At 38.6% G+C, this 14,130-nt stretch carries 16 protein-coding genes; 13 read left to right on the top strand and 3 right to left on the bottom strand.

Features of this window, described 5'->3' with window-relative positions; genetic code table 11:
• Positions 1 to 4: 4 nt before the first annotated feature.
• The gene (locus ABFY19_RS05780) at positions 5 to 214 is read left to right on the top strand and encodes a DUF4911 domain-containing protein (RefSeq protein WP_418792299.1); all 210 of its coding nucleotides are present in this window, start codon (positions 5 to 7) and stop codon (positions 212 to 214) included.
• A 56-nt stretch (positions 215 to 270) separates the two neighbouring features.
• On the top strand, positions 271 to 1,959 hold the full coding sequence (locus ABFY19_RS05785; protein WP_418792300.1) for a peptidoglycan D,D-transpeptidase FtsI family protein: 1,689 nt from the start codon (positions 271 to 273) through the stop codon (positions 1,957 to 1,959).
• Between the two features lie 11 nt (positions 1,960 to 1,970).
• Here the strand turns inward: ABFY19_RS05785 and ABFY19_RS05790 are convergent, their stop codons facing one another.
• Entirely contained in the window at positions 1,971 to 3,149 is a 1,179-nt protein-coding gene (locus ABFY19_RS05790; RefSeq protein WP_418792302.1) for a S1C family serine protease, read from the bottom strand.
• A gap of 190 nt (positions 3,150 to 3,339) precedes the next feature.
• Here ABFY19_RS05790 and ABFY19_RS05795 point away from each other — a divergent pair, with 190 nt between their 5' ends.
• Complete coding sequence (locus tag ABFY19_RS05795) at positions 3,340 to 3,546, top strand: hypothetical protein (protein WP_418792303.1); 207 nt, start codon at positions 3,340 to 3,342, stop codon at positions 3,544 to 3,546.
• Here the strand turns inward: ABFY19_RS05795 and ABFY19_RS05800 are convergent.
• Positions 3,543 to 3,677 carry a hypothetical protein gene (locus tag ABFY19_RS05800; RefSeq protein ID WP_418792304.1) on the bottom strand — a complete coding sequence of 45 codons (135 nt, stop codon included), beginning with the start codon at positions 3,675 to 3,677 and terminating at the stop codon, positions 3,543 to 3,545. The two genes, ABFY19_RS05795 and ABFY19_RS05800, sit on opposite strands and share 4 nt — an antisense overlap.
• 153 nt (positions 3,678 to 3,830) lie before the next feature.
• Between ABFY19_RS05800 and ABFY19_RS05805 the strand changes: the two genes are divergently transcribed.
• The 8 genes from ABFY19_RS05805 (at position 3,831) to ABFY19_RS05840 (ending at position 9,999) form a co-directional block, all read left to right on the top strand.
• A complete protein-coding gene (locus ABFY19_RS05805; protein WP_418792305.1) occupies positions 3,831 to 4,160 on the top strand; it encodes a DUF4870 domain-containing protein in 330 nt (109 codons plus the stop codon).
• Positions 4,161 to 4,292: 132 nt separating this feature from the next.
• Positions 4,293 to 4,997, top strand: a complete 705-nt coding sequence (gene sigK / locus ABFY19_RS05810; protein ID WP_418792306.1) for an RNA polymerase sporulation sigma factor SigK — start codon at positions 4,293 to 4,295, stop codon at positions 4,995 to 4,997.
• Between the two features lie 594 nt (positions 4,998 to 5,591).
• Positions 5,592 to 5,963 carry a hypothetical protein gene (locus tag ABFY19_RS05815; RefSeq protein WP_418792307.1) on the top strand — a complete coding sequence of 124 codons (372 nt, stop codon included), beginning with the start codon at positions 5,592 to 5,594 and terminating at the stop codon, positions 5,961 to 5,963.
• Between the two features lie 268 nt (positions 5,964 to 6,231).
• Positions 6,232 to 7,104 carry a copper amine oxidase N-terminal domain-containing protein gene (locus ABFY19_RS05820; protein ID WP_418792308.1) on the top strand — a complete coding sequence of 291 codons (873 nt, stop codon included), beginning with the start codon at positions 6,232 to 6,234 and terminating at the stop codon, positions 7,102 to 7,104.
• Positions 7,105 to 7,238: 134 nt separating this feature from the next.
• Positions 7,239 to 7,886, top strand: a complete 648-nt coding sequence (locus ABFY19_RS05825) for a hypothetical protein (protein ID WP_418792309.1) — start codon at positions 7,239 to 7,241, stop codon at positions 7,884 to 7,886.
• Between the two features lie 124 nt (positions 7,887 to 8,010).
• Positions 8,011 to 8,259: a hypothetical protein gene (locus ABFY19_RS05830; RefSeq protein WP_418792310.1), complete on the top strand. Its 249-nt coding sequence runs from the start codon at positions 8,011 to 8,013 to the stop codon at positions 8,257 to 8,259.
• A 101-nt stretch (positions 8,260 to 8,360) separates the two neighbouring features.
• Complete coding sequence (locus tag ABFY19_RS05835) at positions 8,361 to 8,993, top strand: hypothetical protein (RefSeq protein WP_418792311.1); 633 nt, start codon at positions 8,361 to 8,363, stop codon at positions 8,991 to 8,993.
• 406 nt (positions 8,994 to 9,399) lie between these two features.
• Complete coding sequence (locus ABFY19_RS05840) at positions 9,400 to 9,999, top strand: hypothetical protein (RefSeq protein WP_418792312.1); 600 nt, start codon at positions 9,400 to 9,402, stop codon at positions 9,997 to 9,999.
• A gap of 188 nt (positions 10,000 to 10,187) precedes the next feature.
• On the opposite strand, the gene ABFY19_RS05845 is transcribed toward ABFY19_RS05840, so the two are convergent.
• Positions 10,188 to 10,634: a staygreen family protein gene (locus ABFY19_RS05845; protein ID WP_418792313.1), complete on the bottom strand. Its 447-nt coding sequence runs from the start codon at positions 10,632 to 10,634 to the stop codon at positions 10,188 to 10,190.
• Positions 10,635 to 10,859: 225 nt separating this feature from the next.
• On the opposite strand from ABFY19_RS05845, the gene ABFY19_RS05850 reads away from it, so the two are divergent.
• The gene (locus ABFY19_RS05850) at positions 10,860 to 11,678 is read left to right on the top strand and encodes an S-adenosylmethionine decarboxylase (protein WP_418792315.1); all 819 of its coding nucleotides are present in this window, start codon (positions 10,860 to 10,862) and stop codon (positions 11,676 to 11,678) included.
• 217 nt (positions 11,679 to 11,895) lie between these two features.
• Positions 11,896 to 14,076 (top strand): ATP-binding protein, encoded by a 2,181-nt coding sequence (locus tag ABFY19_RS05855; protein ID WP_418792316.1) that lies wholly within the window; start codon positions 11,896 to 11,898, stop codon positions 14,074 to 14,076.
• Positions 14,077 to 14,130: the final 54 nt, after the last annotated feature.

Consider the following 14,130-nt stretch of genomic DNA (forward strand, 5'->3'; position numbering starts at 1 on the left):
AAATTTGTCTGATAATAAGTTTCAAATTAAGATTAGAATGGAACCTAAAAACATATTTTTTCTGGACAATATTATGGAGGGTTATGACGGGCTCGGTATAGTCAGTACCGGAAACCCAGGGACGGGAGAGGTAGTTATCCATGTAACCATGGATACTTATGCCGAGGTGCTGGATATCCTGCAGAACCTTCCATGGCCGGTAAGTATAATATAAAAGACTTTGTTTATATTAGAGCGGTACCGCCTGTATAAAATTTCCTCACTAAGTTCATGCTAGAGAGAGCGGCATTGATGCCGGGATATAATGGTATTCCGGAGGGGAAATATGTGTATAACAGGAACAGGACCGTTATCTTATTTTGGTTGTTTGCTGTAGTATTCTGTATCCTGACAGCCAACTTAGCGTATATACAAATTCATGAAGGCCCGCGGTTAAGCAAACAGGCCCTGGCCCAACAGACACAGATGATTTCATTGGAAATACCGCCAAGGGGACAAATCCTTGACCGTAACCTGCTGCCGCTGATAGATTACAATGTGGTATACAGGGCAATTGTCGTCCCATGGACTATAGCGGATAAGGACAGAGAAGCCGGTTTGCTTGCCGGTATACTTGAAGTGGAAGTTTCGCAAATAATGGAGTATTTTACCACAAAAGCAAGGATGATTCCTCAGGACTTGACTTCTATACAGGCTGCTAAGCTGAAAAGCCTTTCATTACCCGGAATTGTGATAGTAAAGGCCAAGGTACGTGATAGGAAGCCTGTCCTGGCAGCTCATGTTATTGGTTTTCTTGGTATTGGAGAAAGCAGGGGAAGCTGGGAAGGGAAAATGGGCATAGAGGCCATATATAACAGTGATCTGGAGGGAGACGTTCCCCGCTCTGCAGCAAGGATATACCTTGACGGCAGGGGAAGGATTATCAGCGGGCTGGGGTTAAGTGTTGAGGAAAATAAGATTGACAGTGAACGAAAAAATGTTGTGCTGACTATTGATCGCCGAATCCAGGAAGCGGTTGAGCAGGTAATGGACAGGTCTGGGGTTAGGGAAGGCGCTGTTGCCGTTATGGAAGCAGGTACTGGTGATATTCTGGCCCTTGCCAGCAAGCCCGACTATTTTCTCGGTCATGAAAATGTGGAAGAAGGTCATCCGGAATCTTATTTAAATCACGGGCTTTTGCGCTATCAGCCCGGCTCTGTGTTTAAAGTGGTTGTTGCTGCTGCCGCGCTTGAAGAAGGAATTGCAGCACCGGAGGAGATATACTTTTGTGCCGGTGAAAAGGACGATGTTGTAAAGTGTTATCTAAAAGAAGGACATGGCCTGATTACTTTTTCTGATGCGGTTACATACTCATGTAACCCGGTTTTTGCAAGGGTGGGGCTTAAACTGGGGGCTGAAAAGCTGATTAAGTACTCAGCGCTGTTTGGTCTGGATTCTGCTGATATATGTGGTTATCAGACCCAAGATACAAAAGATAAGTTAAACCTTATAGGACAGAAGTATAATCTTGTCAATGCCAGCCTTGGCCAGTGGCCAGTTGAAGCAAGTGTTGTCCAGATAGCTGCTATGATGAATACTGTTGTAGGGGGCGGTATCTATACTACACCAAGGCTGGTCAAGATGGTGGTAAGTGACGAGGGCTTGGTGGAGCAAACCATCGAGCCGGGGGAAAAGCGCAGGGCAGTATCGGAGAATACCGCAAAGACCCTTCAGGGGATGCTGGAGAGGGTTACTCGTGAAGGTACCGGCAAAGCCGCATGGGTTGAAAATGGGGGAAGCGCCGGAAAAACCGGTTCCGCTCAATATGGAAATGAGCAGGTTGATGCATGGTTCAGCGGGTATGCCCCATTAAACAAGCCCAGGTTTGTTGTTACTATTTTGGTCAAAGACGGAGAAAGCGGAGGCCGGACTGCGGCTCCGCTGTTCAGGGAAATAATGCAGGAAATTATACAATATTAAGGTTTTTTTCATTAAGGTTTTTCTCCAATTTTGACAGTTATAGTTTTAATAGCAGCTTTTCTAAAAACTTGAATAGCCACATTATCTCCGATTTTAATGTTTTTTAATTTTTCCGTAATATCCTCAGGTGTTTTCACTTTTTGTTTGTCTATTTTTACTATTATATCTCCTTTTAATATTCCAGCTTTTTCTGCAGGGCTTCCGGGAACCACATAGGCAACAACGGCCCCATCGGTGTCATATGCGCCGAAGTAGTCGGCAAGTTCTTTGTTAACGGACTGCAGATATACTCCGATATAAGGCTTGGTCACCTTGCCGTTATTAACGAGGTCTTCAAGAACTTCTTTAACTGTTGCTGCAGGAATGGCAAACCCAATCCCTTGAGCAGAGGAGTTGATTGCAGTATTAATTCCAATAACTTCACCTGCGGTATTTAAAAGCGGGCCGCCGCTGTTGCCGGGATTAATTGCAGCATCTGTTTGTAAAAGGTTTTTGTACATGCGGTTAGATATTTGTAACGGGCGACCTTTGGCGCTTATAACCCCAACAGTAACGGTATGATCAAGGCCATAAGGGTTTCCGATGGCAATTACCCAGCTGCCGACTTCGGTTTTATTTGAATCCCCCATTTTTAAAACAGGCAGGTCTTTTTTGACAGATACCTTTAAAACTGCCAGGTCCAGTTCTTCATCAGAACCGATTACCTCTGCACTTAAAGGCTCGTCAAATCCATTGATGGTAACCTCAATTTTAGAAGACCCATTAATTACGTGTTCATTGGTAATGATAAGCCCGCTCTTGTCAAAGATAAAACCAGTTCCGATTCCTGTGGATGTTTCCGGGTATGGCTGGTAATCAAAATTTCTGCCAAAGAACTCTCTAAATAAGGGGTCATTCATATATGGATTCATTTGTGACTGTTGTGCAGCAAACGATTCGATATTTACAACTGCCGGGCTGACGTTTTTGACAGTTTGTGAAATGTCAGTCGGCCCGATGCTTACAAGTTTTATATTATTACCATCTGCCGCATTATTAGTATTTGCCGCATTATTGCCATCTTCTGCCACTACTGCCGGAGGGAAATAGAGTTTATAGGCTGTTAGTCCACCGGCCATGAACATTATTCCCATTAGGAAGCTAATAATGATTACACCAGGAAGTGAGAAGCGTTCTTTGAATTTGACCATATGTATCACCTCTTTTTAAAGTTTGTTATTTTGAAATTTATTATATTAAAGTTTATTATATAGGAGGATTTGGATAATTCAATGGCAAAAATGTGAACAAATTGTGAAATTCAATTTATTTGCCCACGGCACAATATATAGGGAACAATATTTTAGGAAGGTGAATAGACTAAAAGGGGGTTATCATAAGTTGCGCATAAATTATCACATGCCTTATCTGAGGGTAATCTTTTATGTATTTACAATAATATTTCACGCCGTTTTATTTGCAAGGGCAGTTTTGGGCGGCAGGTATTGGATTGCTGCCCTGCTTTTAATTCCTATAACTGCAATATCACTGGCCTTGATTAAGCATCTCAGGGTATCGGGGGGCAGAGCGGGAAGGCCCGGGATTTAACCCCGGACCATTTTTCTCAGATAGTATCCTGTATATCCCACTGCCAGAATCGCCGCGAGGTGAGAGACCCACCAACCTGTTCCCAGGAAGGCCCATGTCCCAATGTCGTACCTGTCATCTATGTTTCGCATTATTTCACCTCCTTTGGAGTTGATGGTATTATGTTGCCCACTTAATAAAAAAATGATATGGCAAATTATATATCTAACTTTAAAAACATATGATATTATAGTATTAAATGGAAAATTTTAAAACAAAATTGTAATTAAAGGAGGCACAGTATTATGAGTGATGAGAAAACTGCTTTGGGGATGTCACCTAATATGACCGCCGTTCTGGCTTATGTGTTTTGGATTGTAGGCGGGATAGTGGTAATATTGCTAGAAAAAGAGAACAGGTTTGTCAGATTCCATGCTATGCAGTCAATAATTATGTCTGGTGCATTTTTTGTAGTGCAAATGGTATCCGGGTTTATTCCTGTTATAGGATGGATAATTGCTGTTGTTATTCCACTCGCTTATTTGGTATGCTGGCTGATTGCTATTGTTAAATCAGCTCAGGGAGAATACTATAAATTCCCGGTTATCGGTGATTTAGCAGAAAAGCAAATCTAAAAAAACAGCCCGCATGGGTTGTTTTTTTTTAGTTGGCAGATATTGTTTTGCAGGTACAGGCACCACCTCGGTTTTATGCGCATATAATTTATAGTGATGACTCAAATTTTGATGCGGGGGTGGGGTTATTAAATGGTACCGGAGCTTACGGTGTTAGCCGCTATTTCATTGATCAAAGGGTTATTATTACTTATCTCCTACATAACCAACAACACTTTTCCACAGCCCTTAAGTGAGGAAGAAGAGTCAAAATATCTTGACCTGCTGGCAGAGGGTGACGAATATGCGAGGAATATACTGACTGAGCATAACCTGCGTTTGGTGGCACATATAGTCAAGAAATTCGACAGCACGGGGGAAGACAATGATGACCTGATTTCCATCGGTACCATAGGCCTGATTAAGGCAATAAACACCTATGACAAGGGTAAAGGAACCCGCCTGGCAACTTATGCTGCCAGATGTATTGAGAATGAAATTCTGATGCACTTGAGAGCAATTAAGAAAAACCGTGTTGAAATCTCACTTTATGATTCTATCGGTATTGACAAGGAAGGCAATGAGATTAGTTTAATAGATGTGTTGGGCACTGATCCCGAGGTTGTAACTGACCTTGTTGAAAGCAACTTTGAACAGCGGAGACTCCTGGAAAAAGTATTGCGGTTGAATAATAGGGAGAAAAATGTACTCCAGCTTCGGTTCGGATTATTTAACGGCATCAAAAAAACCCAAAAGGAAATAGCCCGGAAGCTGGGCATCTCAAGGTCTTATGTAAGCAGAATAGAAAAAAGGGCTTTGCATAAGCTGACCAAAGAGTTTAGAGCGGAAGGGTATTAGAGAAAAGAAGCAGGCGGGATGCCTGCTTTGTTTTTGCGATTTTATGGCACAAGCTATATTTTGGGGTTTCTACAATATGTTGGTTAAATTTACTAAAAAATGAAGGAAATGTGTGTGGCATGTCGAAAGAAAATTTGATTATTGAATATTTAGTATTTATGAAATGTGATTTTATTTATGTAAAATTTAGGTGAAATTATTTGCTCTATATTGCGTACTAGAAAAAGATATTTTGCTTGTAGGAGGGTAAAGTGATGAAAGAAAATAACTAGAATCAAAAATACTTTGCGACCGCAAATCAAATCGCCCGACATTTACGGAAGCTTGCCCGGAAGTTGCTTTCCACCCAATCCGATAACATTGCTTCGCTGCACTCGCTCACCCGATTATAGTGGTGCCAGCTTCCCGAGGGCACGGCGTCGTCCTCGCTCGCGTTATAGCTTCGCGACGTCGACTATCAGCTGGGTTAGGCGAAATAGGACTGCCTATTATAGATAATCATTTAAGTTATATGGTGCAAAAATTGCGCCAGCCGTATGGTCAGCCAGAGTTAGTTTAGTCAATATGCGTTATGCGAAATTGACTAGGCTGCAAATGAAAGGAAAAGAAAAAATGAATAAATCAATATTGGAAACTTCAGATGCTTGGCTACTGCTAGCCATAATATATGCTAGTTCAAATGAACCGGCTGATTTAAGCAAAATAATCGGTGCCGGTGACTATATTAACCATGCAATATTTACACTGCGAGAACTGAAGGGTGGAATCGCTAGGCTGAGCAATCACGAATATATAAAGGATCATGGAGAACTAAAGTTTTCAGCCACAGACAAAATTCTGATGCCATATAATGATTTCTCAAAGAAGAAAAGAAGAGTTTCTGCTGAATTGGAATTTGTCAGAAAGACTATAGGTGCTAATGTATACAAATTGGGAACAAATCAATTAAACGAGAATATGGAATAGAATACGAAAGATTAAATGGCGAAACAATCAAGCAGGCTTATGATTCATGTGTTAAAAAATTAAAGGGCAAACATTAGACTCTCCATCAACATCGCCAAAACCAGCTAGTAAACGTCAAGTGTTTTTTAAAAAATATTGTTTCGCCAAAATTAGAAACGTGCATGTATTCTCAATTTTAGCCAGGATAACAACGGGAGAAATTTTGCTTTGCGGGGAGAGGCGAATTGCGGCTCGCAATTATGATAAGTAAAACAAAAGGAGGATAATTATGAAAAGGTCAATGTATCTAATGATTTTAATTATTGCTTTATTGTTGCTTATATGCGGGAATGTATACTCTGCTGATTATGGCTATTATAAGCTTTCGGCGTTAGGAACCGGACAAAAAATTGCATATGTTAATGATGTGCCCATTGAACTAGATGTTTCGCCATACATAAAAAACGGACGAACTTTGGTTCCCATTCGATTTATGGAAAAAGCATTAGGGGCAAATATCAAATGGGATGCCATTACTAATACGGCAACTGTAATCGTTCAGGATAAAACTATTGTTATAACCATTAATAAGAAGATAGCTTTTGTCAATGAACAACCAATTTCAATGGATGTTCCAGCAGAAATCAAACAGGGTAGAACTTTTGTACCAATAAGATTTATAAGCGAAAATTTTGGCGCTACTGTTTTTTATGATGCTAATTACAAATACAATATAATTATTTCTTACACTGATACAACTAATTGGAAAGAGTTTATTGAACCCAAAAATGGTTTGATTGTTCTATACCCTCCTGATTGGGCTGAGATTTCTATAAACGAAGATTTTCTGAAACTTGAATCGCCAGCTGATAGCATTTTTGAATTTAAGACAGATCCAAGAACTTTAGATGCTGTTATTGCAGAAAAAAGAGCTTTTTATACAAATAATGGTTGGGAATTATATCTAGATTCCGAAGCAACTCCAGGTGTTCCTGAAAATGGCGTAATATTAAAGGCAAGTAATGACCCTGAACATTATAATGGATATGTATTTTCGGAAGGAGAAACCACTTACATTATTGAGTATATTGGGAAGGACATAGTAGATGCCGCAATTTATAATGAAATAATAAGAATTATGTCGGAGAAGGCAAGTAAGTAGTGATCGCCGCACATCGTCTAAACTAACAACGGCGGAAATGTCTCCACTGCGTTCCGACCTACCACGAGAAAACGGGCGAAATCTTGCTTTGCGGGGAGAGGTGAAATTGGTTTGGGGAAGGAGTGTTCAGTTAAATGAAATGTCATGTAAAACAAACCAGTTGCATTATATCTTTGTTATCCCGCTTAGTAAGAATAAATGTCCTATTTTTGTGCTTTATTTTAATAGTTTCTTCAATTATTGTTGGGTGTTCTAATCAAACCAAGGAAATTCAACCTGCGAATAAAGTTAGTCAAACCATAATAAACAATAAGTACGCTACAAAAGAAAATATATTTGGTGAAAAAGGTTATAGATTGTCAGTGAAACTACCTCAGAGTATTGAACTAAAACCTTACACGCTTAAAAACGAAGAAGCTATTCAAAGTCAAAATGCATTTACTGGTACGGGGGAAGGCGCTAATTACTTTGTGTGCATTATTTCATTTAAAAACAATGCGGAACCAAGTTTGGAGCAGATTTCGAACAACTTTATTACGAGTGTAAAAGCTCTAAATGGAGTGACTGAATTTACTTCTTCCAAAAAGGCTGCAAAGATATCTGATAGAGATGCTATCATTATGGAACTAAAATATAAAGCTGAAGGACAGAACCTTTCTGATAAAGCTGTTTATATAATTGATGGCAAGAAGTTTTGGCAAGTTGGAGTTCAATATGTGGTTACTAATGAAACTCAGATGATGGCTAGTGAAGTTATACAATCGGTCAATGTGCTCGATTAGACTTTGGGGCTAGCGCCTACATCGCCTAACAACGCCAAATATGCTCCGCTGCGCTCCGACCTAACTTGCCTGTCTGCCCGGCTGTAACTTTTTTTGCAGTCAAAATGGGCAGAGGTGTTTGGGCATGTTAAATAAACGTAATACTGTTAGAATTGTTATTTCTGGAATTATAATTGTCATAGTTGGATTCCTTTACGATGTTGCTTTTGCAGGTATTCCTTATCAAAACCCTACTCCCGAGTTAGTTATTAGGTACAATTTTCATTCAACTATTGCTGATTACATTTATTCATTGGGTTTAATTGCAATTGTTATAGGATTAGCATTGTTTTTGTTAATTGTTGCTCGAAACTATTTTAAAAAGCCTTCCTGAATGAAAAGCAAATTGATATAAAACAAATATTGTTTACCATTACATTACCTATTAACGACTCCTTGTCGAAGCATTATTAAAGACTTATATGGAGGTGACCAATGCAATTAAGCCAAAAAATAAGAAAACAGCCAGTAATCATTTGGTTGTCATTGATTAGTTGTCTCATATTAATATTATTGCAAATCTTTCGTTGGACCTTAGTAGATTTGGTTACGATAATTATTGAACTGTATATTGAAATACAAATTTACCTCTTTTTTGTGGTTGTGTTGTTTTTATCAATTCGCTATCTGGTAAAAAATTTAAAGACAACAGGAATAAAAGCTGCTTATCCATTGGTTTTTCAGCTGTTAACAGTTTTAGTTGTTATAGTTGTGCCTTGGACATCCATAATAATAAAAGTAGATTTTTGGATGAATATAAAGTATCGGGAAGAAGTCGTGAAAATGATAGAAGCGGGTGAATTACAGCCGAACGTTGATTACAATAACAGACTAATAAAACTGCCACCTAATCATGCTTCTTTGTCAAAAGGTGGAGGCGAAATATTAGTTGAGAAACAGGGCCATGTCACAAAGGTTTTCTTCTTCACATTTCGCGGGATTTTAGATAACTTCTCCGGGTTTATATATCGTTCTGACGGAGAGAGCCCTTCCAATGATGATTTTCAAGGCGATTATAAACAAATCATGAAATTTACGGACCATTGGTATTTCGTAGCATCTTCCTAATAGGTTTTATCGAGGGAAATTCTGTGATAGATAAAGAATAGGAGGTCTTAGTGGACAGTGTAAAGGAACTGGCCGAAGTGGAGCATATGCTTGTTCAGGATGTGGAGGATCTGGATGGGTGAAAAGTTAGGACATAGATGTAAACTCATAGCGGCGTAGTATATGGATGATTGGGTGAAATGCTCATGGGAGGGGATATAATGCCCTCAAACAAAGATAACCTACGGAAGGCAATGAGATTAGCTTAATAGACGTGCTGGGCACTGATCCTGAGGTTGTAACTGACCTTGTTGAAAGTAACTTTGAACACGGAGACTCCTGGAAAAAGTATTGCGGTTGAATAAGAGGGAGAAAAATGTACTCCAGCTGCGGTTCCTACAGCACCCAAAAATGAGGAGTGTTTTGAATGAAAAGAAAAATGATAGTATTGGGAATATTATTTGCCATAATTGCATTTGTTGGAATTGGATATACAAGTATAACAATAAATAAGCCTATAAAAAATGATAAATTAGAAATTACATATTCAAATGAAATAGCTGATGATGGGAGCCTGATTTTTCAGGTCAAAAACGAAAATGATTTAATTGGGACTTTCTATTACAAACCATGGATGGAAAACAGACCCATTTATTGTGAATTAGCCAATGGAGATATAGTTTTAGGGAAGCAGCAGCTATTAAGGAATAATAAAATTGAATCCTTGACAGATGACATGGGTATTGGTGTTTGTGATTATGATGTAGCTGGCAGCATCATTGCATTTATAGGTATGAAAACAGATGGAAGTGAAGAAATCTGTATATATACAAAAGATTTAACAAATGAAAAAATTACCTTGGTTGATACTTTTAAGTATCCGGAAGTTCAATACGATAAAGCAAATTTCCTGGCTTGGGGAAATAATGGTTTATTATATTATGACTACAACCTAAACGGAAAGCCTGTAATTAAAGTTTTTGATACGAAAGAGGGCTCAAAATTATCTTTTTATCCAAAACATTGATGAATCGTCAATCGATGTATGCAGCCTAAAGGATGATGGCAAAAAAATTAAGTCCCTGCCGTTTGGCAACTTGCCCCTTGAAATAGAAGTTTCCAATAAGAATGTAAATATTAAGGGGTACAAGTTTGAAAATAATAATATTACATTAATTGAAGAAACCTTTAAGATGTGAAAATGATAAGTAACTGTTATTTATAGTTGGCTGGGAAGCCCCAGAATTCGGACCTGTTAAAGAGGGGTATAGTTGAGTCAAAGTAAACCCAGATTGCAGCGTTATCTAATTCAGGATGTGCTTCAAAAAAAGCGCGGTCTCCGTAACGAATGGCTTCAAGAGCCAGAGGCAATTCTCTTTTAAATATCGAGTAACGAGTTGCAGAGATAATCGGATCAAATTGCCCATCAACATACAAATATACATACATATAATATCTGCCATCACTAAGTCGCCATTCTGCCAAAACCTCATCCCTCATAGGGCCAATTTTTTCATAAGCATATTGCAGTCCTATTGTTAAAAACAGTTCTGCGGTTACATCAGAATGGGTTAATGTATAATGTCTTGGGAAAATCGGTTCCTCTTTAGTAACTCCTGGCCTAAATTCAACAAATAGCTTGGCGGGGTCAAGCCTTTTCATGTTTGATTATTCCTCCAGTATATTTATTTTCTTGGTATATTGTATTAGAAGAATTAAATATGTTGCAAAAAGTGTTGACAAAACCAACAAAGATAATATAATTTGATATGATATGATATTGTCTCATGTCTAACGAGGGACAAATGCCCCGGAGGATAACTTTACTATTAACCTCACGGGGTTTTTTGCGGCAGAATTTTGTTGATAAAGGATAGGTGATGAGAAATGAACCATTTTGTGATGGATGCTTTTAACGGATATCGTTCCCGTTTGGATGACATTACCCTGGTTCATGAATTCCTGGAAGAGCTGCCCTTGAAATTAGGGTTAAAGACGGTTATGCCTCCGTTCATTTTACCTTATTATAATGGTGTCGTTCCGGAAGACTGTGGTATAAGTGCATTTGTGTTTCTGGCAGGGGGGCATTTCACCATTCATACATTTTCATTCAGGGAGGCTTATTATATTGACTTGGTTTCTGTTGAACCGTTTGATGCTGTGAAACTGGAGCAAATAATCAAGGAGACTTTTCCAGCGGAGAAAACGGCATCATACCTCCTGGAGAGAGAGCGGAATGACAGTTATCCCAAGAACATTGAAATTAACGAGGAAATGGATTTTGGTCCTCATCTTTTTCTTGATTTTAAGAACTATAATGGCCCCAAAACCTTGGATGATTTGTTTGGTGTCTTTGATACCTTGCCTTTCGAAATCGGTATGACTCCTATTATGCGTCCTTATGTAACCAAAAACATGGTACAGAATGAACCTGTCATCTCAATCATGACTATGATTGCCGAGAGCCATATCAGTCTTCATTATTTTGAGCAAACGGGACTGGCATATCTAGACCTTTTTTCCTGCAGGTTTTTTAATTATGAAGAGGTAATAAGCAAGCTGAAACCAGTTTTTAATAGTACTGTGACAAATGAAACACTTATTTCACGTGGCAGCAAGTATCATCAGTTTAAAAAGATTGCTTCTCCCCAGGCCTGGGATTCGGGGTCATGGGTGAGAAATGTGTACAGGCGTCAACAAGCCTAACAAAGAGTGGCATCTGAGTAAATCAGAGCCACTCTTTCTAATTTAAGACAGATTGTTTAACAGGTGCGGTAGCTAGCCCTTCGTATGTATTAATATGACAAGTTTCAACACGGAATAATGGTTGGTTATCGACAAAAAATTAACGATTTACAGTTATTTCAATGGTATAATATTACTCCAATCATGTTTTTCTGATTAAAAGGCGGGTTTCGACAGGATGTTTATTACTTCTGCTCCAACAAATGAAAATTATGACATTGGATTTACGGAACTGTTACTTAGAATTGGATTCACATTATGTGTTTCACTGATAGTTACTATGGTGCTTTTATCGGGATTTTGGCAGGTGAATCCTGGATTGTGCCAAACTGCTGTTGAATTAACATATCTGTTTATTACAACAGCCGTTTTTTGGGTTGTATGGTACACCTACGAGAAAAATTCACCGTCGGTAAATATTATGGGATTGGGTTTTCTGATAGTCACAGTATTGGAAATACTGCAGATTATCTATTTTTTGGGACTGGGGATACAGCCGGAAAATTTTGCAGACATGGGAATAAGGTATTTGGCTGTGTCAAGGACAGTGCAGATTATTATTATTGCAGTTATGGTGGCACCCTTGAAATGCAAATTAAATAAGTGGCTGGGGATCGCTATGGCATTGCTGACTTCATTTTTGTTATCATATGCTATGTTTCATTTTCCTTCAGTATCGCCGGCATCTGCTTTTGCAAAGTCGGCTCTTTACTGTATATTTATTATTGGTTCACTGCTGACCCTGGTTTTAATTAAAAACAGACCTTTTGGTAAGGATAGCCTTACATATAAGTATATTTGTCTTGCCTTGATTGTTGTCATTACTTCTGATCTATCACTTGCAATATATGGGGATGAAATTACGTTTTTTCTTGTGTTTGGACATGTTACTAAAATTGCTTATATGTATTATTTGTTTAAGGGTATTGTAGAAAACGTTTTAACTCATCCATATATAAAGATTGAATCAGTAAATGTTCACATGTCAAAAATCATAAACGGCCTTCCGCTTGGACTGATGGTTTTTGATGCGGACTATAGCCTTGCTTTTGCCAATATCAAAGCTGAGGAAATTTTTGGATATAATTGTAATGAAGTTAGAGAGTCAGATGAATTAAAGGAATTGTTTGCAAGGCAGTTTTATGTAACAAATAAATCGGACAACTTAAACCACAAAATGGTTAAGGTGAAAAACAGGCAGGGAGCAGATATCAACTTAAGGGTTTATCAATGGGCTCTTGGGGAAGAAGGATATATACAGCTAATAATCGATGCCAAAAAAGAACAGGAATTGGAAAATCTGCATTTGCAAACCCAGACCGTTTTAAACTCTATGAAAAATTTGTTTTTGCTTCTTGACAAGAACAAATATATTGTCCAGTGCAACAAAGCATTTTTACAAATGATTGATTTGTCTGAAGAAGATGTTTGGGGGATGACATTGGAGCGGTTTACTGCTTTAATGCAATGCACTTGGAGAGAAGTACTGACTGAAGCAGGAACTGAAGATAAGCTTAATAAAATGTATGAGGCGATTTTGATTACTTCCTCAGGCGAAAGCAAAGAAGTTATGTTTGATTTAGCACCTGTTTATAATGTTGAAAGAGTTTTAGTCGGGTATATAGCTTTAGGGATTGATGTAACCAGGTTAAAGGCTGAGCAGCTGAGGCTGCAGCAGCAGGAGAAACTGGCAGTGCTTGGGCAGATGGCTGCCGGTATAGTACATGAAATTAAAAACCCCCTAACTGCAATTAAGAGGTTCAGCCAAATCCTAAAATCACAGACAACTGATGAACGATTGAGAAGTTATGTAAATATAATCGAAACTGAAGCTAATGGCGTCAACCAGGTAGTCAGCGATTTTCTTAGTTTTGCCAGGCCGCGAGCCCCGGCGCTGAAACCGATATCTATAAATAATTTAATTACTTCTTTATCCCTTATTATCGAAAGCCAATTGTTCATAAAGAATGTAACGTTAAAAATGGATATTGCTAAGGAAGAGAGGACTGTTTTAGCAGATGAGGACCAATTAAAACAGGTTATCATGAATATGGTAAAAAATGCTATTGATGCAATGGCAAATACGATTCGACCCATGCTTATTTTAAGCACTAAATATAATAAAAAAAATGGTGAAATGGCTATGGTTCTAAGTGATAATGGCAAGGGAATGAGTGCTGAAGAAATCTCGAAGATAGGCACACCTTTTTATACAACTAAAGATGCCGGAACAGGGCTGGGATTAAGTGTATGTCTCCAGATTATCAAGCAGCATGGCGGAAGAATTGATGTTAATGCAATAGCGGGCAGTGGATCAACATTTAGTATTATACTGCCATGTATTGATAATGTTATCTGAAAGGGCTGGTTGAGGCAGGTTTGACCTGCCTTTTTTCCGTGGCAAAAAGCGGCA

This window comes from Phosphitispora sp. TUW77 (assembly GCF_048453025.1).
GTDB lineage: Bacteria > Bacillota > Thermincolia > Thermincolales > UBA2595 > Phosphitispora.